The organism is Tenacibaculum sp. nBUS_03 (assembly GCF_051201695.1).
Lineage (GTDB): Bacteria > Bacteroidota > Bacteroidia > Flavobacteriales > Flavobacteriaceae > Polaribacter.
Map to the genome: position 1 here is coordinate 3657959 of NZ_CP179214.1, position 25059 is coordinate 3683017.

24 protein-coding genes, 1 tRNA gene and 1 pseudogene are annotated in these 25059 nt (G+C 30.7%); 13 read left to right on the forward strand and 13 right to left on the reverse strand.

Annotation, left to right across the window (positions count from 1 at the left end):
- Positions 1-65: 65 nt before the first annotated feature.
- From ACMFBB_RS16720 to ACMFBB_RS16760, 9 genes and pseudogenes are all read left to right on the forward strand, one after another.
- Complete coding sequence (locus ACMFBB_RS16720; RefSeq protein ID WP_435261880.1) at positions 66-725, forward strand: hypothetical protein; 660 nt, start codon at positions 66-68, stop codon at positions 723-725.
- Positions 726-879: 154 nt separating this feature from the next.
- Complete coding sequence (locus tag ACMFBB_RS16725; protein ID WP_435261881.1) at positions 880-1494, forward strand: hypothetical protein; 615 nt, start codon at positions 880-882, stop codon at positions 1492-1494.
- Between the two features lie 155 nt (positions 1495-1649).
- On the forward strand, positions 1650-1994 hold the full coding sequence (locus tag ACMFBB_RS16730) for a hypothetical protein (protein WP_435261882.1): 345 nt from the start codon (positions 1650-1652) through the stop codon (positions 1992-1994).
- Between the two features lie 20 nt (positions 1995-2014).
- Positions 2015-2212: a hypothetical protein gene (locus ACMFBB_RS16735; RefSeq protein WP_435261883.1), complete on the forward strand. Its 198-nt coding sequence runs from the start codon at positions 2015-2017 to the stop codon at positions 2210-2212.
- 80 nt (positions 2213-2292) lie between these two features.
- Positions 2293-2424, forward strand: a complete 132-nt coding sequence (locus ACMFBB_RS16740; protein ID WP_435261884.1) for a hypothetical protein — start codon at positions 2293-2295, stop codon at positions 2422-2424.
- Positions 2425-2563: 139 nt separating this feature from the next.
- Complete coding sequence (locus ACMFBB_RS16745; RefSeq protein WP_435261885.1) at positions 2564-2743, forward strand: hypothetical protein; 180 nt, start codon at positions 2564-2566, stop codon at positions 2741-2743.
- 337 nt (positions 2744-3080) lie between these two features.
- Positions 3081-3329, forward strand: coding sequence for a hypothetical protein (locus tag ACMFBB_RS16750; protein WP_435261886.1), 249 nt, complete (start codon positions 3081-3083; stop codon positions 3327-3329).
- 121 nt (positions 3330-3450) lie between these two features.
- Positions 3451-4566: a hypothetical protein gene (locus ACMFBB_RS16755; RefSeq protein ID WP_435261887.1), complete on the forward strand. Its 1116-nt coding sequence runs from the start codon at positions 3451-3453 to the stop codon at positions 4564-4566.
- Positions 4538-4731, forward strand: a pseudogene (locus tag ACMFBB_RS16760) (IS110 family transposase); the annotation flags it as partial. The gene ACMFBB_RS16755 and the pseudogene ACMFBB_RS16760, both read left to right, overlap by 29 nt.
- Positions 4732-4780: 49 nt before the next feature.
- Here the strand turns inward: ACMFBB_RS16760 and ACMFBB_RS16765 are convergent.
- From ACMFBB_RS16765 to ACMFBB_RS16800, 8 genes are all read right to left on the reverse strand, one after another.
- Complete coding sequence (locus ACMFBB_RS16765) at positions 4781-5800, reverse strand: hypothetical protein (protein WP_435261888.1); 1020 nt, start codon at positions 5798-5800, stop codon at positions 4781-4783.
- Position 5801: 1 nt separating this feature from the next.
- Complete coding sequence (locus ACMFBB_RS16770; RefSeq protein WP_435261889.1) at positions 5802-7673, reverse strand: DEAD/DEAH box helicase; 1872 nt, start codon at positions 7671-7673, stop codon at positions 5802-5804.
- A 160-nt stretch (positions 7674-7833) separates the two neighbouring features.
- Positions 7834-8628 (reverse strand): DUF2971 domain-containing protein, encoded by a 795-nt coding sequence (locus ACMFBB_RS16775; RefSeq protein WP_435261890.1) that lies wholly within the window; start codon positions 8626-8628, stop codon positions 7834-7836.
- Between the two features lie 446 nt (positions 8629-9074).
- Positions 9075-9389 (reverse strand): tyrosine-type recombinase/integrase, encoded by a 315-nt coding sequence (locus ACMFBB_RS16780; protein WP_435264324.1) that lies wholly within the window; start codon positions 9387-9389, stop codon positions 9075-9077.
- Between the two features lie 290 nt (positions 9390-9679).
- Positions 9680-9753 (reverse strand) — tRNA-Arg (locus tag ACMFBB_RS16785).
- 46 nt (positions 9754-9799) lie between these two features.
- Positions 9800-10027, reverse strand: coding sequence for a putative signal transducing protein (locus tag ACMFBB_RS16790; RefSeq protein WP_435261891.1), 228 nt, complete (start codon positions 10025-10027; stop codon positions 9800-9802).
- 13 nt (positions 10028-10040) lie between these two features.
- Positions 10041-10193: an SsrA-binding protein gene (locus ACMFBB_RS16795; RefSeq protein WP_435261892.1), complete on the reverse strand. Its 153-nt coding sequence runs from the start codon at positions 10191-10193 to the stop codon at positions 10041-10043.
- Positions 10194-10280: 87 nt separating this feature from the next.
- Positions 10281-11615 (reverse strand): SPFH domain-containing protein, encoded by a 1335-nt coding sequence (locus ACMFBB_RS16800; protein WP_435261893.1) that lies wholly within the window; start codon positions 11613-11615, stop codon positions 10281-10283.
- A gap of 529 nt (positions 11616-12144) precedes the next feature.
- On the opposite strand from ACMFBB_RS16800, the gene ACMFBB_RS16805 reads away from it, so the two are divergent.
- Complete coding sequence (locus ACMFBB_RS16805; protein WP_435261894.1) at positions 12145-13086, forward strand: calcium/sodium antiporter; 942 nt, start codon at positions 12145-12147, stop codon at positions 13084-13086.
- A gap of 134 nt (positions 13087-13220) precedes the next feature.
- Here the strand turns inward: ACMFBB_RS16805 and ACMFBB_RS16810 are convergent, their stop codons facing one another.
- Positions 13221-14231: a glutamine synthetase beta-grasp domain-containing protein gene (locus ACMFBB_RS16810; RefSeq protein ID WP_435261895.1), complete on the reverse strand. Its 1011-nt coding sequence runs from the start codon at positions 14229-14231 to the stop codon at positions 13221-13223.
- 190 nt (positions 14232-14421) lie between these two features.
- On the opposite strand from ACMFBB_RS16810, the gene ACMFBB_RS16815 reads away from it, so the two are divergent.
- From ACMFBB_RS16815 to ACMFBB_RS16825, 3 genes are all read left to right on the forward strand, one after another.
- Positions 14422-16605, forward strand: a complete 2184-nt coding sequence (locus tag ACMFBB_RS16815) for a glutamine synthetase III (protein WP_435264325.1) — start codon at positions 14422-14424, stop codon at positions 16603-16605.
- A complete protein-coding gene (locus tag ACMFBB_RS16820; RefSeq protein ID WP_435261896.1) occupies positions 16602-17066 on the forward strand; it encodes a GNAT family N-acetyltransferase in 465 nt (154 codons plus the stop codon). Before ACMFBB_RS16815 ends, ACMFBB_RS16820 begins: the two co-directional genes overlap by 4 nt.
- Before the next feature lie 658 nt (positions 17067-17724).
- Positions 17725-18903, forward strand: a complete 1179-nt coding sequence (locus ACMFBB_RS16825) for an AIR synthase related protein (protein WP_435261897.1) — start codon at positions 17725-17727, stop codon at positions 18901-18903.
- Between the two features lie 628 nt (positions 18904-19531).
- On the opposite strand, the gene ACMFBB_RS16830 is transcribed toward ACMFBB_RS16825, so the two are convergent.
- The 4 genes from ACMFBB_RS16830 to thrA all read right to left on the reverse strand — a co-directional run bounded on the left by ACMFBB_RS16830 (position 19532) and on the right by thrA (position 24938).
- Entirely contained in the window at positions 19532-19750 is a 219-nt protein-coding gene (locus ACMFBB_RS16830) for a DUF6515 family protein (RefSeq protein ID WP_435261898.1), read from the reverse strand.
- A gap of 285 nt (positions 19751-20035) precedes the next feature.
- Entirely contained in the window at positions 20036-21322 is a 1287-nt protein-coding gene (gene thrC / locus ACMFBB_RS16835) for a threonine synthase (RefSeq protein ID WP_435261899.1), read from the reverse strand.
- A gap of 105 nt (positions 21323-21427) precedes the next feature.
- Positions 21428-22360 (reverse strand): homoserine kinase, encoded by a 933-nt coding sequence (locus ACMFBB_RS16840; RefSeq protein ID WP_435261900.1) that lies wholly within the window; start codon positions 22358-22360, stop codon positions 21428-21430.
- 136 nt (positions 22361-22496) lie between these two features.
- On the reverse strand, positions 22497-24938 hold the full coding sequence (gene thrA, locus ACMFBB_RS16845; RefSeq protein WP_435261901.1) for a bifunctional aspartate kinase/homoserine dehydrogenase I: 2442 nt from the start codon (positions 24936-24938) through the stop codon (positions 22497-22499).
- Positions 24939-25059 lie beyond the last annotated feature (121 nt).

The window sequence follows — 25059 nt, forward strand, 5'->3', positions numbered from 1 at the left end:
ACCGAGAGCTTTGTGAGCAGAAATCCGCTACTACTCATACACAAGACCGTTGTACCTAATTTGAAATGAAAAATATAATAACCATTTTAATCTGTTTTATTTCTATCTTTTTTTATTCCCAAATAGGAATAATTAATGATAAAGACGGATTTACAAATGTCAGAAAAGAAACTAATTCAAAATCTGAAATAGTTTATAAACTAAAAGAAAACGAAGCGTTTTGGTTTAATGACTTTGGAGAAGATTGGATTGAGGTATTTGTTCCTCAAGATAAATTTAGCGTTGAGGATACTGATGACTTAATGATTGGTGGATATATTCATAAATCTAGAATACAAAGAATTGAAAACCTTACTCTTGCAGACCAAAACGAAGTGCAATTTAAATATGAATTCAGAGAATTCAAAAGAGAGAATCACATTGATAACGGAAATGGAAAATTTGTAACGAAAATTGGTGGAAGGAAAATTTGGGGAACAGATGGAAACTATCCGAAAATTGAAATTAAAAAAATAATTGCTTCAATAAAAAATAGACCAATAGAAATTCATAAAGTTTTGTTTTTAGATTTATACGAATGTGATACAAAAATCACGAAATATAAAAATGGAAATACATATTTTATTCATCAGTACTGCAGTGACGGTGCAGGATTTTATGAATTATTGTGGATTATAGACGAAGAAGAAGGTTTAACTCAACGAATAGTTGGTTCGATAATTTAATAAAAAACTAGGTACAACAAGAGGGTATAGTTTATTGCTGTTTAAGTACTTTCTAGAAAAACAACAGTACAACCAAAGTTTGGTTCTTATTTGCTAAATTTGAGCCAAAACACCACAACAAACCATACTCCAAGCGTTGTGTGTAATTTGAGAAATGACAAACCGAAAAACTAATATTATTATTCTAACTGTGTTCAGTTTTACAATTTTGAGCTGTGCTTCATTTTCTAAAAAAAGATTTCGGAAAGAAGTTGTAAATCTTGAAAAAACCGAACTAAAAAAACTGACTGGCAATTATTCATTGAATCCTATAAGAAGATATTATAGTTTAGGGAAAGAGAAACCGAATGGCAAAATTCCAGATATTTTAGAAAAAAATAATGGATATTACTTTTTGACAAACGATAGTTACGACAAAAAAATAAAATTTGATTCTTTGAAAAATATTAGGAATGATTATTGTTTGGGCTTAAACCTTGAAAAAATAAATAAATTAAGAATAAAACTATTAGAAAACTCTAAAATAATTAATGACACATTATTTTCAGGTAAATATAAAAATGGAATGTTTTATTTAGATAATAAATACCTTGATTGTAATGGAGTTCCTTTTCTATTTGGAGGCTGTCGAAATAATAAAAGAAGAATTGGACTGACTAAAAATGGAAATTTACTTATCAATGAAGCAGTTAGTAATGAAGGAGCATTATTGTTAATATTCGGAGCTGGATATAGTTACAATGTGACATACGAATATGAACGAAAATAAAAACTATACACAACAAAACCTAAACTACATTAAAACGTATTTTAGCCAAATCGTAGGCAATAAAATATGACCTCAAGAGAGTTTAAAGAAATATTAATAAATGGTTCGGATGAGTCTAAATACAAGGCTATGTCTAATGCAAATCCAGAATTACTTTGGATCTTTTGAAAGATAATAGTTCAAGTAATCGCTTTTTTGCCATATTTAATTTGATTGAAAAGTTTCCTGAATCTCTTTCAAATATAGAAGGAGTTTTCGTTGACAATATTTATAACTTATTATTTGATGATTATGCACCTATTGTAGACAGAGTTCCGTGGGCTTTAAGTATAATAGGAGATAAAGCACTCGATAAATTAATAGAGAAATATTACTCTGTTACTATGGATGTTAAACCCCTAATTATACATGCTATTGGGAGAGGGAATTTTAGTAAAAGATTTAAGGATAGAGTTAAAGTTTTATTGGAAGCTCTCTTAAATCAGACCATCAGGGTTTAAGATTTGTCGCAATGTGTGAGATGATGTCCAATACTCCAATTAGTCCATGGGGTAAGAATGAATGGAATTCTACTGAAGACAAGAGTATTGATTTTAATAACATCTATGATAAGATTTTACCTGTTGCAAAGGAATTTTCTAAACAAGAAAACGAAGATTATAGAAATTTCTCAAATAGATATATTGAATGGATAGAAAAAGCCTATAACAACACCTAAACTGCATTAAAACGCAGCTTAGCCAAAACGTTGTGTGGCATTTGAAAGAACAGAAAGAAAAAAGAAATAAGAGAGAAATAATGAAAAAAAATCTTATATTATTGTTTTTAGTATCTTCTATTTTGTCTTGTAAATTAAATATTAAGCAAAAAGAAGAGAATATTGAAAGTCAAAAAGAATCAATAAATGAAATAATTATCCATACTTGTTGAGGAGAGGGGGGTAAGTGATATTTATATTTTTAATAAAGATTCTATTTTTCATCATTTTTATCTTGCAATAGATACAACAAAGAACATAAATAAAAATATTGCTAATAATAAATATAAATGGAAAAGTTTTGTAAATAAGGTGGATTTAGTAACATTTAAAAAGTTAACTAACGGAAAAAGTTATAAGGAAGTTGATGGAACAGATATAGAAATTAGTGTAAAAACAAACAAGGGAAAAGAGTATAAATTCATAAATGGAGAAGGAAATAAAGAATGGGATTCTATTTACAAAGAATTTAGAAGACAAATAAGAAAATAAAAAACGAACACACAACACTGAGTGTATGGTGTTGGTAATTAATCCTTTGTATTTTTAGTTTTTTATAAAATTTAGTTATTAACCGAAAATTTAGGTTAATTTATTTGCAACAGCACACATCCTCCACCGTTAAAATAAAATACATACTTACCACAAACACCTTTTTCAAGGTGTTTTTTTATGTCCAAGATTTAGTAAACGAATTATAAAATAAGAGTAGGTTTTCAGACCCTAAAAACTGAAAAAGTTCATTGACATAATTGTGGTAAGTTTCAAATAAGGTTCAAGTTTTGAACACTTATGTTGTATATTTATTTTTTATAATCATTATTTAAAAATGAAAGAAATAATTACAATAGCAGCAGCTGGAAACACTGAACCTCCTGTATGTAAATTGATAAAAGATAAAGGATACTTGGTAAAAAAAGAGGGGGGACTTCTAATTGCTAAAAAGGATAATTTAGTTTTTAAAGCAGACGGCGCTTTAGAGTTAGGTGGATTGATTTTTTTGTATGAGAATAAAGGAAATAAATGGAGAGTTAATGATAATATTATAGATGAATATTGTCAATTGTATGATGAATAGATTCTTAAATTAAGATATATAACTTACCACAAGAGCTTCAATTTGAAGTTCTTTTTTATTGTCAAATTTGAAGTAAACAAATTATAAATAAAGAGCGGTTATAAAGTTTGAAGGTGGAGAAATGCATTTACATAAAGGGCTGAATAAAGTTCAGTTATTTTTTAATAGTAAGCCCTCAGAAACCGTAAGAAGTTACTTAAAATCTACAGGGCACTCTTTTAGATGGTCACCAAAAAATAAAGTATGGCAAAGACCTTATAAATCGTATGCCTATACAGATGAATTGATTGATTATTTAAACGGAAATTATAAAAGTAAAACGTTAAACGGAGCTATTAATACTCAAAATCCAATTAATAAAGAGGTATTTGTTGAGCCTTTACCTGGTTCAGAAATTCATCAAGAAATAATAAACAGTATTCCAGTTGAAAGCAGCATTCCAGTAAAGCCTGTCAATACAATACAATCGAACATTTCTACTGTTGAAAAAGTAAAGCAAAATTGTACTACTTCAGGCAGAAACTCATTAGCTACTAGAAGGCAAAAAATGAAAGACCGTAGCTTTGAATTATATGATATAGCTGATAAGAGTATGGCTGATTTTATTGGCGATATTGAAATTAAAAATAAAGAAAGCTTAGTGCTTACTATAGCAGGGCAAAGGGGTAGTATGAAAACTCGTTTTGCTTTTCAGTTCATGAATATCATGGCTCAAAAATACAAAGTTGGGCATGCCAGTTTAGAAGAGCATCCCGAAACAAAATTATATTGGGATAAAGTAGATCAATACATCAATGAAACTGCCTTAAATAATATTGACAATCCTGAAATTAAAAATTTAAGCCAGCTTGATAAATTGATAAAAGAAAATGATGTTATTGTAATTGATTCATTTGCCAAGATTCAAGAGCTGGATTCTAAATTACAAGTAGATACTCATTTAAGAAAAAAATACGATGGTAAATTGTTTCTTATCATTTTTCAACAAACGAGCGATGGAAAAATGAGAGGAGGAGCAAAGAGTGGATTTGATGGCGATTGTATCTTTTTTGTTGAAAAGAAAGATGATTATACCCAAAATTATGTTAGAGCTGATAAAAACAGGTATGAACGATATCCAACCAATGAAATAATTTTTAACATTCATTCAGGTAGAACAATATTTATAAAGGAGCAGGAAAATATGGCTCCTGAAGAAATAGAAGGTAAAAATAATTTTATTGATGTTGTTGTTTAGTTTTAATGCTTGTATAGCACTTTATGATAGAATTGTTGCAAAGGTAAGAGCAAAAAACTTGCTTTAATAGCAGTATGTAACAAACTATTAAAACAAGCATTTTCAATTGTTGTAATCGGGGTTCCGTTGAACAGGGAGTACAAAAGTACTTTGGATATAAAATAAATTATTTTTATTTGGTTTTTACCTCAGTTCTTTGTTGTAGCCAGTACTTTTATGATCCCCAAATTTCTAATTGAGCCATACTTCCTAAAATTCGTTCATACATTGGTATCGCTAACTCGTAAATATTATTATTTACTCTATCTCGATTTGAAACCTGAACAATATCAAAACCTGGTTGTGGTAAAATGATATTGTAGCTCCAATTATTAATTTTGAAATCATCAGCTAAAGCATCCCATGTAACTTGATTTGTTAATATTAATTCTGAATTACCTTGAATTCGTTCTTTAAGTCTGTCTATTAGTGATACAGAAGATATCCAATGAATACTTCTCATTGCTTGAGTAAAAAGAATATCGCAGTCAGCTTTCCTACGACCTGGGTTTTCACCATGTGAGGCTTTACAATGAATGAAATGTACTTGTTTAGTGTCTTGTTGAAACCAAATTAAGTCTGCAATTTCATGAGAACCATCATCAAGTATTAAAACATCTCTGTCTATTTCAAAATCAGGTCTAATTAATTCTATTGTTTTGTTTATTACAGGAATATTCCCAGCTGTAGGAACTTCTTCATATCTCTCAGCTCGTATATTACAACCTGTCCAATCTTTTACTTTCCAAATATTTGAGGGTAGATTTTCAATAGTTCTATTTGGAGTTATTTTGTTTCTTCCTTCGATTACTGAGCCACTAGGCATAATTAAAGATGGATAATATTCATTTAGTATTTCTTCTAATGATTTTTCAATAATATCATTTTCACTTTTATCCGCTCTAACTCTTATTTCACTATCTGTAATTAGCGTCCAAATTTTATCCTCGGTAAGACTCATTAATATATCATATTCAAATTCATTTATTTTAATTTGACATTCTAATCGATTATTATCTATATCTAAGTTTAATGGGGATATTTCAGGAATACAGTTCCTTATTGGTTCATCATCATTAATGTGGATAATTGTTGAATAGGCGCGGAAAAATAGATCGTTAGGGATTATTGCTATTGGTAATTCTTCAATATTATTTATAGGTTCTGAACTAGCTAAAAACGAAAGGCCAGGCAAATTAGTTATTACTGGTTAGATCTTCAATTAGATTCACTAATGAATCACACCAATTTTTAAATTCTTCAGAAGTCCCTCTTTTCATAGCCCAAACTCGGCCTTTTTTGGTAGCGAGACCCCAAGTCTTTTTTAAATCTAATTTTAATAATGCATGACCTGTACTGAAAACTCGTCCTTCACTTGCTCTCACAGAAGCTTGGACACCGCTTCCAATTACAGTTTTATATGATGGTTGGGATGCTCCTTGAGAAACTGCATTTTTCATACCAACCATAATGTAATCACTTTGTCGAAATTGCGATAGTGTTTTATAAAGTCTACTATGTGGTAATCTTCTTAAACCAGATTTAATGAGCTCTTTTTTAAATGAACCAAGTGCTTTTTCACTAGTGGTTAGTTCAAATAAAAGATTACTATCAGAATGATGATATAATAAATGTACATCTAATAGATCTTCAATATGGATTTCACGATTAGCCCATTCCAAAGGTTTGTCATAAGCTGTAACAATAATTAGTGGAGAATCATCATTTTGTTGTTCTATTCTAAGAATCTCATAAGGCTCCTTTGCATTAATTTCTTCGACATTTTCAAATTCAAAATCATTTGATGTTTCATAAACCAAAGCACTAAAAAAAACATTTAGTTCAGGCATTTGAAAATCAACTTCTTTTGCTTGACTAGACTTATAATGTCTTGCCCTTTGCATTTGTTCGTCAATTAACTGAGGGATGAGTTTTCCCCAAGTTTCATCTGATTTATATAGTTTATAGACTTCACCTTTTACTTCGTCTTTATTTGCAATAAGTGTAGCATTACCCTCTTGATCCTCAGGTTGTCTAGAAATTCGACCAAGAAATTGAATTGTATATGGGATTGAACGGGGTGTTGCATGCAGAACAGCAACCTTTAAATAAGGAATATCTAGACCTTCACTAGCAATTCCAACACAAATTAAACCGTCTAACTCATTATTTTTAACTTTAGTTACTAGTTGAGAATTAACATTAGCCGATCGTTTTGAGTGAATATAGTCTACATTAAAACCATTTTCATTGTAAAGTTGAGTTAGTAGAATAGAATCTTCTATTCTATCTGTTCTTATCAAGATTGAAGCATTTGGATTTAACTCTTTTTCTCTTTGAAAAACATCAAATGCTGAATTCATTAATGCTTCATTAGTATTTTGGATGCCAGCCCTTTCACCAACAAAACTTACTTCTCTCATTATGTTGTCTTCTAAAGCTTTATCAATCGAATAATGATAAATTAATTTGGCTTTCATTCTTTTTCTATCTCGCCTAAAAGGTGTTGCGGTAAAGAAAACTCTTTTTAATTCTGAATAAAAATCATTTAGTTTTCGCCAAGTTTCGGCAGGCTCATGATGAGCTTCGTCAACTAATACAGCATCTATCAAATCTATTGGGATTGGTTCAATGTCCTTATAATATGGTGATATACTGTTTGGATGGGCTACAATAACATCATGCTCATTCAAGATAACTTCCCATTGTTCTCTGGTTTTTTGTCGTTTTGTAACTTCAAAAACATTTATTTCATCAATATCATTAGGTAGACAGTTTACGTTTTTCAAGACTTGCAAAGTTTTGAATTGTTCAGCTATTTGTCTGCGTAGGATTTTCGAAGGAACTACTATTAGTATCTTTTTAATATTTAATTCAAAACAAGTAGCCATCATCAAGGCAGTTTTACCAGAACCCGTTGGCATACTAACTAAAGATGCTATTTCATTTGATGAAGTGGTAAAATGACTTTTTAAAGCCCAAATTGCACCTAGTTGGCATTTTCTCAACCCATTTCCTTCCTCTGGCTGTAGTTTAAATAATTCTTTGTTTTCAATAAAAAAAGCCATGAAGTAAAATTTATAGTTGGTTATTTGTATTGGCTACAACGTTGTTGTATATGGTTTGTTGCGTGTTTTAAGCACCTAATTTAGCAAACACAAAACCAACTAGAAAATCCGCAAGGATTTTCGTAAGTAGGCTAGAACTAGCAATAAATTATATACGGTGTTAGCAAATGTTTTTGTGGTCTTTGATTTCAATATCACCTATGTATAAACGTACACTTTCTGTTATTTCTTTCCTATCCGAATCACTTATGTCTTTACCAAGGATGATACAATTAAAAGCCTCTTTTGGAAGATGTATTTGTCTATCAGATATGTTGGCTTTATCAAACCAAAATTTTTGAGTTCTATATTCCTTTTCAAATTCCCATTTCTGTTCTTTAAAATAAACTTGCTTCCATCTTATTTCATCTCTATCCATAATTGGGTCAGGTAGCAGAATCGGTATTTCTTCTACATATTCAACTTTTCCACCACCACCCAAATAATCAAATAATATTCGAGTATTGTAACCAACACAAAAACCTTGATGCTTGTCAGCATATTTATCCCACATTTTATCAAGACAGTTTTCAGCAGTTAAACTTAAGACTCCTAATCTCTCAAAATATTCATCAAAATATTTTTTTTGATATTTTTCATTTGATTCAGAGTTTAAATAGTCTTTTTGTTTAACTATTTCTCTTACTTTTTGTCTTCTTTGTTGTCTAATTAAATTAGGTTCAGCAAGAATAGATAATCTGGTATAAAATTTCTGAGCTTGATGCTCAGTCATTAAATCATATCTAACGGGTATTTTACAGTCTATTTCGTCTTCGAATTGATTAGGAGAAGCCATAAAAACTTCTCTTTCGGTAATAAAGCGTTTATTGTAAGTGTCTTTCCAACTGCGATATTTATACAAAACATCGGGGAATTCGATATCATCTAATGTTCCTTGATTAATTTTCTTCTTCATCTAATGTTTGCTAACTCGTTATATAGATAACAAAGTTCTCGTTTATTGGGTTGTAGTTCCGGATAAAAGGAACTTTAGGTAAATATAAAAAGTGGTGCTAAGGTTACTTTATGGGTATCCTTAGTATTTTATTTTTGATAAGTATATAGCCTAAAAATGTAGATATAACAATGAAGTATTCGTACAATTTTTTTTGTGTTTCAAATTTATAAAATATTTAGTTAATCCTCCAAAAAAAACAGCTAAAAGGGGGCAATTTGCTTACTGAGTACAAAATCCCCGCACCCCATAGTACAAATTTTAAGGTTAAATTTGTACTGTTCTCATGTTTTGTATAGGTGTTAACCTGTTGATTTTCAGTGTTTTTTATTGTGTTTTTCTTGTTGGAGAACAAAGAGAACAGTTTTTTCAGAAATAATAAAGCTATTATGTGAAAGTTTTACAAATTAACTACCTAAATTAATAATGTTGTCCATTTTGTTGATCTCTTCATTTAATATTGAATCAACTATGTGAACATAAATCATTGTTTCTCGAATGTTGGAATGTCCTAAAGTTTTTTGTAGGTTTTCAATTCTTCCTCCAGAAATCAGGTAATTAGTAGCGAAAGTATGTCTAGCTACATGAAAAGTTAGGTGCTTTTTAATATTGCAAGCTTTAGCTATACATTTTAACTCTCTATTAATATGTTCATTGGTGTATTTTCCATCAAATAGATTTCTGTAGTTGATGAATTTTTTAGCAGATTCATTTAATTTGATTTTTTGAAACTTTCCAGTTTTTTCTGATTAGAAAGCTATGAAGTAACCAATAATATTTTTAATAGTTGCGTTTTTGAATATCTGAAATTCTTAATCCAGTAAAGCATGAAAATAGAAACCTATCAATACGATATTGTTTTTAGATAAATACAAACTTATGTATGCCCAAAGTAGTTTTGTATTGCAGAAATAAATTTTTAGAAGTTTGTGTTTTTGTCAGAAAAATGTCGGAAAGATAAGTGCCTAAAAATTAAAAACCCTTAACTATTAATTAGTTAAGGGTTTTATTGTGACCTCGACAGGATTCAAACCTGTAACCTCTTGAGCCGTAATCAAGTGCGCTATTCAGTTGCGCCACGAGGCCATTGTTTTGCGGGTGCAAATATACAACTATTTTACAGTTTTAAAAATTATTTTTGAATTTCTTTTTTAAAATTTTCAATAATTTTTTTAGATGCCTCAATGTCAGTGTTAAAAATATGAAGTTCAACAGCGTCTCCTGTTGTTCCAAAACCAGCTAACCTTCCTGATTCTCGTTCGTTTTTAATAATTGAAGGTATTTTAATGGCATTTAATAGTTGAGCAAGCCTATTAACTAGAATTGCAGATCCGGTAAAAATACTAACATGTTCTTTCATAATTTACGGGGTTTTAATTTAATGAATTTATTGTAACATAAGCTCTCCATCCAATAACTAGTAGTTGTAATTTGGAAGCCTTTGTAATGTCTAAGGCTCTTTTAGTATAAGAAGGTAAGACAATTTTGTTAAATTTGGCTAGTTGTTTGAATATTTTTTTTTTCATTAGTTAATTGATTTCTAATCAAAAATAACGAAAATATAATTGTAAATAACAGGACGATACAATTCGTCCTGTTGGTAATTGATTTTTTTATTTCTTTTCCATCATTTTCTTAGCCAATTCAGCGCCAATTAATGATTGTAGCAAATTCCCACTGTTTCCGTCTTTACTTCCTTCAATATACGTTGAAGGTAGTTGTAAATCTTTTATCTCTTTAGCAACTCCCACTGCAGTTTTATACTCCCATTCAGCACGTTCCTGAGGGGTTAAACCAGCACTTACTAGTTTTGCATTTTCATAGTATTGTGCATCTGCAGCTACTTTTTTACTTTTAGCTTTAAATTGCTCAACTTCATATTGTTTCTTTTCCTTTATTAAATTGAAACCAGCAACTTTGGCTTGGGTTTCAGCTTCAATGGTTTGTTGAATTTGAATTTTTTCTAATCTAGCTCTTTCTTTAGCTTTTTCAGACTCTCCTTTAGCAACTTCTTTTTTAGCTCTATAGTATTCACGTTCCGCTTGTTGTTTTTCAAGCTGGGTTTGTGCCACCTCATTTTTTTGTAAATCTAAACGCTCATCAAAAGATTCCTCCCAATCAATACCAGTTACTTGTGCTTGGTAAATTTTTAAACCGTATTGTTTTAAGGTGTTAGAGTTATCTCTGGCTATACTACCGTCTGATTTTCTCTTGATTCTAAATTTTTTCTGCTTACTCGATTTTCCCACGTTTATCTTTCTAATAGTAGTAGTGTCTCCTACAATTTCATTCGTGTTTTCAGATTCGTAATATTGTTCTACTTGGTACATTCCGTTTTCTAATTGATCTCTGAAATACCTGTCAAAATCGGAAGCTTGCCCTGAAATATAATCTTGAGCATCCATTAGTTTACAGGTGTTTTTTATAGCAGCATCAATATTGGGTAAAACTCTACCGTAAATTAATTTTGATTCGCTCCTGTTTCTGTCTGCCATGTTTAAAAAAACCTTTTCGTCATTGATATTAACACCTACAATAACTGACGTGCTAATTTCTGCCTTAATTGCATCACTGAATTCCCATTTTTGAGCTTTTCTGTTATAAATACCTTGACTACTTTTTGGTAGCTCGTCACCGTCTTTTAAAATAATATCTTTTATTGATGTTTCATAAGACAATGGAATAATTCTACCCCACCATTTTAATTTTAATCCCTGGGTGGTAATCATTTTATCCCCCCCTGAAACATATTGCACTGCATAAGCTGTACCAGCGTCTGCATAAAAGAACATTCCAGTGATAATACTCAGTAATATTCCGAGTAATGTAAATTGAATACTTCTGTTGGTGGTGAACCAACCTAAGAAGCCGTCTTTTTTGATAATTGATTTTAAAATAAGGGTAAGTACCCCAATAATAATTAATAGTATTCCTAAAAATGTTAGCATAATAATTGTGTTTTTAATGGTTGATTAAAATAAATATTGAATTAGTTGAATTATAAAATTTACTGCTGAGATAATTAAATTTAAAGCAATAGTTATCATTTGTTTTTTTGTGTTTTTAGTTAATAAAAGTTGATTAATTCCGGAATTGTTTTCTCAATATATGTGAAAGAGAATTATACTTCCAAAAGTTTCAATACGATTTAATTAATTTGTATTGATAATTAAAGTTAAAAAATAGTAATTGGTTTTAATATGTTATATTATTGTCTTGTTTGTTGTTGTTTTTTGTAGTTTTAAATTTATATTATGGTTTTAATGTGTAATTAAATAAAGGGCATTTTTTTACTGTTTTGAAAAAGTAAAGGGAAAAACGTTGTTTGGTAAGAGTAAAAAGAGGTGTTTGATTTTTGTGTCTTGTAAAAAAAACTTTTTTTGTTAGAGGTTTTAATGAGAAAAAAGTGGTTTTTAAGCATGTAATGCTTGTTCGTATTTTACAGGTCAAAACCCTATCTTCGCAAAAAAATAATTTATGAGTATTTTATATATTGTTATTGGATTAGTTTTATTAGTTCTTGGAGGAAATTGGTTGTTAAAAGCAGCTGTAGCCTTATCATTAAAATTGAATATACCTAAAATTGTTATTGGTATGACTGTTGTTTCTTTTGCAACATCTGCACCTGAGTTAATAGTAAGTATTAAGTCTGCATTAGACGGAGCTACTGGTTTAGCGGTTGGTAACGTAATAGGTTCTAATATTGCTAATATAGCCTTGGTGTTGGCAATAACAATTATTTTATCTCCTATAGATGTTCAAAAGAGTTTCTATAAAACAGATTGGCCTGTAATGATGATAGCTTCATTATTGTTGTACTTTTTTATAGTTAATGATAAAACAATTCAAACGTACGAAGGGGTAATTTTATTTATAGCCTTACTAGTATTTTTAGTATACCTTTTACGTTTTCAAAAGCAGGCTGTAGTTGATGAAATGCCTGAAGATGATGAAGAGTTGCCGTTGTTTAAAGTAGTGCTATTTTTAGCTATTGGTGGAGTAGGTTTGTGGGGAGGGTCAGAGTTGTTGATTGATGGAGCAAAAACATTAGCGAAGGGTTTAGGGGTAAGTGATGCTGTAATTGGTGTAACGGTAGTTTCAGTAGGAACAAGTATACCAGAGTTGGCAGCTTCTATTATTGCGGTTATGAAAAAAGAAAAAGCGATTTCTTTAGGGAACTTAATAGGGTCGAATGTATTTAATATTTTGGCGGTTTTAGGAATAACAGCAATGATTACACCTGTTGAGGTTAAACCAGATGCGTTAAGTTTGATAACTAAAGATATTTATTGGATGTTAGCTATTTCATTTGCGGTACTTCCGTTAGTGTTTATTCCTAAAGGAATGAGGTTGGGAAGAAGAGATGGGGTGTTGTTGCTTATTGCATATGTTGTATTTGTGTATTTAGCAATTTCATAGCTTGTATAGTTAAAAAATAAGTAGATATTTATTGGTTTAGCTGTAAATGAAAAATATTAATACGTTTTAAAGAGATATAAAATAAAAACCCCTCACAAATTGTGAGGGGTTTTGTTTTATATATAAAATCTAGTTTAGATTTTAGCGCTCTTAACAGTTTTGATAATTCTTCCAGCAATCTTGTAAGGATCACCATTAGAAGCAGGTCTTCTGTCTTCTAACCATCCTTTCCATCCTTTTTCAACAGTAATAATAGGGATACGGATAGAAGCCCCACGATCAGATACACCGTAGCTAAAGTCAGATACGTGAGCAGTTTCGTGTAAACCAGTTAAACGTTCATCATTATTAGCACCATATACGTCAATATGCTCTTCAGTAACAGGTCTGAAAGCTTCACAAATAGCTTCGTAAGTTTCTTTAGAACCACAAGTTCTTAAGGTAGTATTAGAAAAGTTAGCATGCATACCAGAACCATTCCAGTCACCTTTTACAGGTTTCGGGTGGTACTCAATGTAGTACCCATATTTTTCAGTTAATCTATCTAATAAATATCTTGCTACCCAAATTTCATCACCAGCTTTTTTAGCACCTTTAGCAAATAATTGGAATTCCCATTGTCCAGGAGCTACTTCTTGATTAATTCCTTCAAAGTTTAAGCCTGCGTCAATACATAAATCAGCATGTTCTTCAACAACGTCTCTACCCCAAGTATATCTTCCTCCAACAGAGCAATAGTATTTTCCTTGAGGTTCAGGGAAACCACCACGAGGAAATCCAAGAGGTAAATCTGTTTTAGAGTCCATTAAAAAGTATTCTTGTTCAAAACCAAACCAGAAATCAGCATCATCATCGTCAATTGTAGCACGTGCATTAGATTCATGAGGGGTACCATCAGCATTTAAAACTTCAGCCATAACTAAAAAACCGTTTCTCCTAACAGGGTCAGGGTAAATTGCTACAGGTTTTAATAAGCAGTCAGAAGCTCCACCAGATGCTTGTTCTGTTGAACTTCCGTCAAAAGACCATACTGGACAGTCTTCTAGTTTACCACTAAAATTATCTTCAACCTTAGTTTTGCTTCGCATATTTTGGGTTGGTTTATGACCATCTAACCATATATACTCTAATTTAGATTTACTCATGATTTTAAATTTTGATATTACTGTTGTATTGTTTTACAGTGCAAAAATGAATATTTTTTTAGTCACCCCCAAATTTTATAGGGGTATTTTTGAAAAATTAACCTTATTTTAATTTTACCCCTATTTTTTTAGGGGTTTATTTGTTTTTAAATTGGTATTTTTGAAAAATATTAAAAAAAAGATATTTTTTATGTCGGCTATTCGGTTTAATGCGTTAAAGGAAACTCTAAATAGAGGTTCAGTTATTATTGAAGAAAAAAGTAAACGTTCTGAATTATTTGGTAAGAATGTATTTAATGAGCAGGCTATGCGTCAGTATATGACGAAGGAGGCTTATCAAAGTGTAATGGATGCTGTTGAGTATGGAACTAAAATAGATAGAAATAAAGCAGATCAAATTGCAGTAAGCATGAAAGATTGGGCGCTTTCTAAAGGGGCAACGCATTACACGCATTGGTTTCAACCTTTAACGGGTGCAACGGCTGAGAAACATGATGCTTTTTTTGAAACAATAGAAGGAGGTGGGGCAATGGAACGTTTTGATGGAGGTCAGTTAGTGCAACAAGAGCCTGACGCATCATCATTTCCTAATGGTGGAATTAGAAATACTTTTGAAGCTAGAGGCTATACTGCTTGGGATCCAACTTCTCCAGCTTTTATTTACGGAACAACATTATGTATTCCAACAGTATTTGTAGCATATACCGGAGAAGCTTTAGATAATAAAGCACCTTTGTTAAGAGCGTTGCAAGCTGTTGATGAAACAGCAACTGCAGTTTGTAAATACTTTGATAAGAATGTAACGAAGGTAAATGCAACATTAGGTTGGGAGCAAGAATATTTTTTAATAGATAAAGCTTTGGCAGCGTCTAGGCCCGATATAATGATGACTGGTAGAACGTTGCTAGGGCATTCTTCAGCAAAAGGACAACAATTAGATGATCATTATTTTGGGTCAATACCTGCACGAGTGATGAATTTTATGCGCGATTTAGAGCAAGAGTCTATGTTGTTAGGGGTTCCTGTTAAAACAAGGCATAATGAAGTGGCTCCGAATCAATTTGAATTAGCCCCTATTTTTGAAGAAGCTAATTTAGCGGTAGACCATAATTCGTTGCTAATGGATGTAATGGAAAAAGTATCTCATCGACATCATTTTAAGGTGTTATTTCATGAAAAACCTTTTGCAGGAATTAATGGGTCTGGTAAGCATAATAATTGGAGTTTATCTACTAATACAGGGGTAAACCTTTTAAGACCAGGTAAAACTCCTATGAAAAATTTACAATTCTTAACGTTTTTTGTGAATACTATAAAAGCTGTTCATGATTATGAAGATTTAATAAGGGCTTCTATTGCAAGTGCAAGTAATGATCACCGCTTAGGTGCTAATGAAGCACCACCAGCTATTATCTCCGTGTTTATTGGTTCTCAGTTGTCAGAAGTATTAGATGAATTAGAGAATGTAACGAAGGGGAAATTATCTCCTCAAGAAAAAACAGATTTAAAATTAAATATCGTAGGTAAAATACCTGAAATATTACTAGACAATACTGATAGAAATAGAACATCACCATTTGCTTTTACAGGAAATAAGTTTGAATTGAGAGCTGTGGGGTCGTGGTCAAATTGTGCAGGGCCAATGACAGTTTTAAATACGATTATTGCAAAACAGTTAAAGGACTTTAAAATTGAAGTAGATACTTTAGTGGATGCTAAAAAGTTAAAGAAAGATGAAGCTGTTTTTAATGTGTTACGGGAGTATATAAAAGCATCTAAAAAGATACGATTTGAAGGAGATGGATATGGAGATGCTTGGGAGAAAGAAGCAATAAAACGAGGGTTGAGTAATAATAAAACAACTCCAGAAGCTTTAAAAGCAAAAGTTTCTAAAAAGTCAATCGCTCTTTTTGAAGAAATGAAGGTGATGAATAAGGTAGAGGTTGAAGCACGTCACGAAATTGAACTTGAAGAATACGTAAAAAGAATCCAGATAGAAAGTAGAGTTTTAGCTGATGTGGCAAGAAATCATGTAATACCAACAGCAATTCAATATCAAAATACATTAATAGAAAATGTAAAAGGGCTTAAAGAAATATTTGGAGAAACCTTTGAGAGGTATGCTAAAGAACAAATAGAGTTAATAAAAAAAATATCAAATCATATTGCCGAAATTAATTCTAAAATAGAAAAAATGACAGATGAAAGAAAGGATGTGAATAAATTAGAGGGACAAAAGAATGCAGATGCTTATTGTAATAGAATTAAACCATATTTTGAAGAAATAAGGTATCATGCAGATAAATTAGAACTATTGGTAGATGATAATTTATGGCCATTAACAAAATATAGAGAATTATTGTTTACTATATGATGAAAGGAATATTTGTATTTAAAAGGACTAATTCTGATAATAATAGTTTTATTTCTTTAGTTAAGGAGTTGGATGATTATTTAACAGGGATTAATGGAGAGGATGATTCGTTTTTTAGGCAATTTAATAGTATGGATGAGTTACAATGCGTAATAGTTTGTTATCATAATGAAAAGCCTGTTGCTTGTGGAGCATTTAAAATATTTAATAAAACTACAGTTGAACTTAAACGAATGTATGTGAAACATGAATGTAGGGGGAAAGGTGTGGCAACTAAAATAGTAACAGAATTAGAAATTTGGGCAAAAGAATTAGGGTATAAAACGGCAATTTTAGAAACTAGTACTATTATGAATGATGCCTTAACTCTTTATAAAAAAAATGAGTATCAAGTAATTTCAAATTACGGCCAATACAAAAATGTAAAAACAAGTGTTTGTTTTGGAAAAGAACTAAACTAAAATTATTGGTTAGTGAGTAGTTTTTGTGCGTAGCATATTTTTAAAAGAGTATTGATTGGAGTTAGTGTAAAATTACAGAGGAAAAATATTTTTAGATTAATTGGTTTTAGTGAAAAAAATGAAAGATCTATTTGTAGATGCTATTTAGTGTAGGTGAAAGAAAAGAAGTGATGAAAAATAAAAAAGGTCCCCTACTACAAGAACCTTTTAGTAATTTATATCATAATAAAACCTACTACACTTTTTATTACAACAATAATTAAGGCTAAATTAGTATTTGTTCAGGGTATAAAAAATAGGGGAAAGCCCTATGTATAATTTAGGGGTAACCATTAACGAGGTACTCAATTTCCCTTAGTTTTAGTGTGTGTGGGGTGAGGGGTTAGTTGTTGTATATAAGTTGTTTATGTGAAAAAAGAAAAGAAGTAGTCCCCCAGGATTCTTCTTTTCTAAAATGCTAAATATCTATTTTGTAATTCAAATTACTGCTTAAATTTACTTCAAAAAGTACTTTTAATGATAAGAATTAGGTGAAATGTAAGTTTATGTAGGTAAAAGGTTCATTTGTTTTTTTTGATAAATATTAAAGTAGCATTTACTTTGATATTTAGCTGTTTTTAAAGTAATTTCGCATCCACAACACAACAATATTATTACCATGAGTCAAGAAGTTTCTAAAAGATACGCTCAGCGAGGAGTTTCGGCGTCTAAAGAAGATGTTCATAATGCTATTAAGAATATAGATAAAGGATTATTTCCGAAGGCATTTTGTAAAATAGTGCCTGATTATTTAACGAATGATGATGATTATTGTTTAATAATGCATGCTGATGGTGCTGGAACTAAAAGTTCATTGGCGTACATGTATTGGAAAGAAACTGGTGATATTTCTGTATGGAAAGGAATAGCTCAAGATGCACTTATTATGAATATTGATGATTTGTTATGTGTTGGAGCTACTGATAATATAATGTTGTCATCTACCATTGGACGAAATAAAAACTTAATTCCTGGAGAAGTGATTTCTGCAATTATAAATGGTACTGAAGAATTAATATCTGAATTAAAAAAGTTTGATGTAACAATTCATTCTACAGGAGGAGAAACTGCTGATGTAGGTGATATAGTTCGTACTATTATTGTTGATTCTACCGTGACAGCTCGTATGAAGAGAAAAGATGTTATTGATAATGCAAATATTCAAGCTGGAGACGTAATAGTTGGTTTAGAATCATTTGGTCAAGCAACTTACGAGAAAGAGTATAATGGTGGAATGGGAAGTAATGGACTGACTTCTGCTCGTCACGATGTTTTTCATAAATATTTAGCAGAAAAATTTCCTGAAAGTTTTGACGCTTCTGTTCCTGCTGATTTAGTGTATTCAGGAAATACCAAACTAACTGATGAAGTAGAAAATTCTCCAATTAATGCAGGTAAGTTAGTATTATCGCCAACAAGAACATACGCTCCAATTATTAAAAAAATCTTATCTAAATATACATCAGATACTGTTCATGGAATGGTTCACTGTTCAGGTGGGGCGCAAACTAAAATTTTACATTTTATAGATAAAAATCATATTGTAAAAGACAATATGTTTCCGATACCGCCTTTGTTTAAGCTAATACAAGAACAATCTAAAACAGATTGGAAAGAAATGTATCAAGTATTTAACTGCGGACATAGAATGGAGCTATATGTATCACCTGAAATAGCGGAAGATATTGTGTCTATTTCAAAGTCATTTAATGTTAATGCACAGATAATTGGTCGTGTAGAGGCTTCTGAAACAAAAAAATTAACAATAAAAAGTGAATACGGTACTTTTGAGTACTAGTAAAAGTTGAATTAAAAAAAACAACCTCATAAAATTAATTTTATGAGGTTATTTTTTTAATCATTTTTATTTTTTTACTATTATTGATATTTCTAGCATGTCTGAGTTATAGGTTACCACTATTTTTTTTACTACTAGTTTGTGTGGGTAATTAAATTTAAAATAAATATAGCCAAGTAATAAGATATTATATCACGGTTTTATTCTTGTAATTTAAAAAATACATAAATTGTTGTTGGGCTAGTTTTTGTTGCTACTAGTAAAAAATAACGTCATTGCGATAGGGTAATGAAAGGAGCAATCTGTTAAATAGCTATGCGATTACTTAATTTCACTAGTTTTTATTCTTAAATACTATTTTTACAGATAGCGCAGATTTATGATTAGGATTTAGCACCCATCTAATACAAATAGAGTCTTGGAATGAAGCTACTGTTAGCTAGCATGATTAAAATATAAAAATAGAGTAGGCTTACTTCTGAAGGAAATCCATTGTAAGCAAAGCTAAAAAGAGATTTATTGTTACATTTAAAAATCTGTTTTATCTTATATAATCCTGATAGTGTATAATGAAATAAAAAAGCAGTGCTATGCTTAAAAGTTAGCACTGCGTTTTTATGAGTATTTGTTATATTCTAACTACGATGTAACCTCTTGAAGTTTTTCTGTGATAACGACCATTCCAAAAATAATATTTTTTCCCTTTTATTCTTACAATTTTATATTTTGCTGGTCTTTTAACAACTACAACTTTTTTTGTTCTTGGCTTTTTAACAACTACCCTTGGTGCGCATGAAGTTGTTAATACTGTAAATACTAATCCGATAATTATTAATAAACTTCTCATATATCCACTGTTTTAAGTATGTTCAGTTTCTTAGACCTTCAAAATTAAAAATAGTTTTAAATCATTAAAAAATAACAAGATATTATATTTATTTTTTGGTAGAATTCAACTTAAAAAATGTTTCTTAGTAGCTGTTTATTATTGTTGGAGTATAAAAGAGTTGTTTAATTTGTTTTAAACTATTGAGAGAGTATCATTAAAAGTATTAATGGTTCTAAATAGAATCTCAGTCTTTTTTTATTTAAAAAATCTCCTAAAAACTGATTTAGGAGATTTTAATAAATGTTATTTATTTAAAAATGTTTTTAAACCATCATAACTACTAATTTGAAAGGCACTTTTTTCTTTATCAATAACAGATTTAATTTGCTCAGGAATTGCTACTTGAATAGTAAGTGTATTTTCAACAATATCTAAAAACTTAACAGGATGAGCAGTTTCTAAAAAGATACATAAATCATTAGGATTATTTTTTTGATGTTCTTTTGAGCCTAGGTATCCAACTGCCCCATGTGGATCAGCAATATATTCACTTTTTTTATAAATTAACTTCATCGCTTCTCGAGTTTGCGCATCAGTAAAAGCAAACGAAGAGAAAGTACTTTTTAAAGAGCTAATATTGTTTTCAAATAATTCTTGTATACGTATAAAGTTACTTGGGTTACCAACATCCATAGCATTTGAAATAGTAGCTTTTGAGGGTTTTGGTTCATATACACCATTTGTTAGGTAATTAGGTACGGTATCATTTATATTAGTTGAAGCTACAAAATGTTTAATAGGTAACCCTAATTTTTGAGCCATAATACCTGCACAAATATTTCCAAAATTACCACTAGGCACTGAAAAAACTATGTCTTTTTTTTGTTTGTATACTTGTTTATAAGCAAAGAAAAAATAAAACATTTGCGGCAACCAACGAGCAACATTTATAGAGTTGGCAGAAGTTAAAACTCGATTAATATTAGTGTCTAAAAAAGCTGTTTTTACCATGTCTTGACAATCATCAAAAACACCGTCAACTTCTAAAGCAGTAATATTCTGGCCAAGTGTGGTTAACTGTTTTTCTTGTATATTACTTACTTTTCCGCTAGGGTATAAAATAACTACGTCTACTCCTTTTACTCCTAAAAAACCATCAGCAACTGCTCCTCCAGTATCTCCTGAAGTAGCTACTAATACTGTTAATTTATTGTTGTTATTTCTATTAAAATATCCTAAACAACGAGCCATGAACCGAGCACCAACATCTTTAAAAGCCATTGTTGGACCATGAAAAAGTTCTAAAGTACGAACGTTTTCCTCTATTGGTACAACAGGAAAATCAAAGGATAAGGTTTCGGAGATAATTTGTTTTAATACTTCTGAAGGAATTTCATCACCTACAAATTGTTTGATTGCCTCATAGGCTATTTCTTCATTAGTGTAGTTTTCAATATTTTCAATTAAATCTTTTGATAAAGGTGTTATGTTTTCAGGAAAATACAAACCTCTATCTGGAGCTAATCCGTTAACAACAGCTTCTTGAAAGCTTACGTTAGGTGATTTTTTATTAAGACTATAATAGTTCATTTTTGTGTTGTTTGTGTGTTACATAGCATGTAGCAATGTAGTTTTTTACAATATCATTTTGTTTTTTACCGCCGAAATAAATTCGATGATAAACAGTAAATTATTTTATTTTGAATCTAAAATATGAACACCTTGTGTGTTTATTTTTGATGAAAATAAAGTGAAATCTATTTTTTTATCAGCATATGCATTCTGTATTGCTTCCTGAACATTTTTTGCAACTTCTTCTCCTTTGCACAAGGCAAAAATTGTTGGGCCAGAACCTGAAATCCCAGCACCTAATGCTCCAGCTTTAATAGCTTCGCTTTTCACTAAATCAAAATAAGGGATTAAGTGTTTACGAGCAGGTTCAACAATAACATCAGTTAATGAGTTACTTATTAATTGGTAATTATTGGTATATAAACCACTAACTAACCCACCTACATTTGCCCATTGGGTTACAGCACTTTTTAAAGGTACTTTTTCAGGTAAAACTTCACGAGCATCTTTCGTTTTTACTTCAATTTGCGGGTGAATTGCTACTAATTGTAGTTCATCAGGTACAGGTAATTTTACAATATCTAAAGGGTCGTAGCTTCTAATCAGCACAAATCCTCCGTAAACAGCAGCTGCAACGTTATCAGCTATAGGAGTTCCACAAGCTGCTTTTTCTCCCAACATAGAAAATTTAGTTAATTCTAAATTTGTAAAAGGTTTGTTTAATAATTCATTTATACCAAAAGCTGCACCTGCTGAGCTAGCAGCACTACTACCTAAACCACTACCAGGAGAAAACCCTTTATGCATAGTAATTTCAATACCAAAATCAACTTTGTGCTTAGTTAACATAGCCAGAGCAACTACACCAGCAGCGTTTTTTGTTGGATCTAGACTTAAACCATTAGCACCAGTAATCTGTGTTATTTTTACTCCCTTTGTTGATGTTTTTGTAAATGTCATTTCATCCCCCATAGTGTCTACAGCAAATCCCATAGAGTCAAAGCCGCAAGAAACATTAGCAACAGTAGCTGGAGCAAATATTTTTATATATTTCATTTTTTTGCAATTAAAAACAAGTTGGTATTAGTATTTGTAATTCCTTCTCGGTATAATTTTCTTCTATTTTGAAAATTATTATTTAGTAATGATTCTACAAAATAAGTTATTTTATGATACGTGTCCATTTTATCATTTAATTATTGCCTATTCTAATAACATCAGCAAAAATTCCTGACGCAGTAACATCAGCACCAGCACCAGCACCTTTTATAAGCAATGGGTTTACTGGATATCTGTCTGTGAAAAATAATACAATATTATCACTTCCCTCTAGGTTATAAAAAGGATGATCTGAAGGGATGTGTTGTAGCCCAACTTTTGCTTTACCTTCTGAAAATTCAGCTACATATTTTAAGCGACAATCTTTATCATTTGCTTCTTTGAAAATTTGTTGAAAATGAGATTCAAATTCAGTTAAGCTAGCATAAAAATCTTCATTATTGGTAGTGTTTAAACTTTTTTCAGGTAAGAAAGAGTTGTTTTCTATGTCAGATAATTCTAATTCATAACCACTTTCACGAGCAAGGATTAGTATTTTCCTAGCTACATCAACTCCACTTAAATCAATTTTAGGATCAGGTTCAGTGTATCCTTGTTTTTGGGCATCTCCTACCACATCATGAAATGTTGAGCTAGAGTTAAAATTATTAAAAACAAAATTTAAGCTACCTGATAAAACAGCCTGTATCTTATGAACTCTATCACCGGAAGCTATTAGGTTTTTTAATGTGTCAATAATAGGTAATCCAGCTCCTACATTGGTTTCAAATAAAAATGGAGCGTTGTATTTTCTAGATACTTCTTTTAGTTTTTTATAGTTGTCTAAATTAGAAGCGCAGGCTATTTTATTACAAGTTACTACGGCAATGTTAGTACGTAAATATTTTTCATAAACTTCTGATACTTCTTTATTTGCCGTATTATCAACAAAAACAGAATTTCGAAGGTTATAGGTTTTAGCTCTGTTGAAAAACTCATCTAAAGTTGCAGGTTCTCCTTTGACTAATAAATCTTTCCAGTTATTTAAATTAATACCATCAGTATCAAAAGTCATCTTTCTTGAATTTGCAATACCAACAACACGAATATTCATTTTTAAATGTTCTCTTAAGTATAGCTTTTGTTGATGTATTTGAGCTAAAAATCGCTCTCCTACGTTACCAACGCCTGTAACAAATAAATTAAGCTGTTTTATTTTTTCTTCAAAAAATTGTTCATGCAATGTATTTAGCCCTTTTTTAGCATCGTTACTATCTATTACAGCAGAAATATTTTTTTGAGAAGCGCCTTGAGCAATAGCTCTAATATTTACATTGTTTTTACCTAAAGCACTAAACATTTGTCCGCTTAATCCTTGATGGTTTTTCATGTTGTCACCCACCAAAGCTAAAATCGCTAGTCCTTGTTCAACAATTACAGGTTTAACCTTACGGCGTTCTATTTCAATTTCAAAAGTGGTATTAATTGCATGGGTAGCTCTTTCTGCGTCCTCATCATAAATACCAACACAGATTGAATGTTCAGAGGATGCCTGAGTTATTAATACTATATTGATGTCTTGATTAGAAAGTGTTTCAAATAAACGTTTTGAAACTCCTGAAACCCCAACCATTCCGCTACCTTCTAGGGTTAGAAGAGTAATGTTTTCTATATGGCTTATACCTTTTACTAGGTTCGTACTTTTTACTTCTTTGGTAATTAAAGTACCAACATTATTAGGTTCAAAAGTGTTTTTAATAACAATAGGAATTTCTTTTTCTAATACAGGTTGAATAGTGGGAGGATAAATTACTTTTGCTCCAAAATGCGACAGCTCCATTGCTTCTTGATAGGATATTTGAGGTATTGGAAAAGCTTGTTTTACAACACTCGGATTTGCAGTAAACATACCACTGACGTCTGTCCATATCTGTAGCTCATTAACATTTAAAGCTGCTGCATAAATTGCAGCAGTATAGTCTGAGCCACCTCTTCCTAATGTAGTTGATAGGCCATTTTCTGTTTTAGCAATAAAACCAGGTAAAATGGTTATTTGATGAGAATTTTTATTGAAATACTCTTGACAATTTTTATTTGTTATCTCAAAGTTTACTTGTGCTTTATCAAAAACATTGGAGGTTCTAATAAGTTCTCTACTATCTTTATATGTTGCATCTAAGTTGTTTTTTGCTACTTCTGAAATTATGTAAGAAGATAGTAACTCTCCAAAACCACTTATAGTAGCCATGGTTTTTGGAGTAACTTCTTTTAGTAAAAAACACCCTTCTAGTAAAGTTTGCAATTGGTTAAATAAAGTATTCACCTTTTGAGAAACTACATCTTGCGTATTTTTGTTTACTAGTTCGGAAATGACTTGTAAATGATGTTTTTTAACTTCTTTAAAAAGGTCAGTGTAGTTAATTTCATTGCTAGCAGCTTTGTTAGCAGAAGCGATTAGCTTATTCGTTGTTTTTCCGAAAGCAGAAACTACTACAGCTACTTTTTCTTTAGCAGCAGTATTTGATACTATTTGAACTACTTTGTTAATGTTTTGACTGTTGGCTACTGATGAACCTCCAAATTTTAAAATTTTCATTTTAAAAGGTATAAAAATATTTGATGATAGAATTTTAGCTGTTATTTATCTTTTTTCAACTCTTTTGAAAATATAAATAGGACCTAATAGATTATATGTATAAAGAAACCCCCTAAAGGGT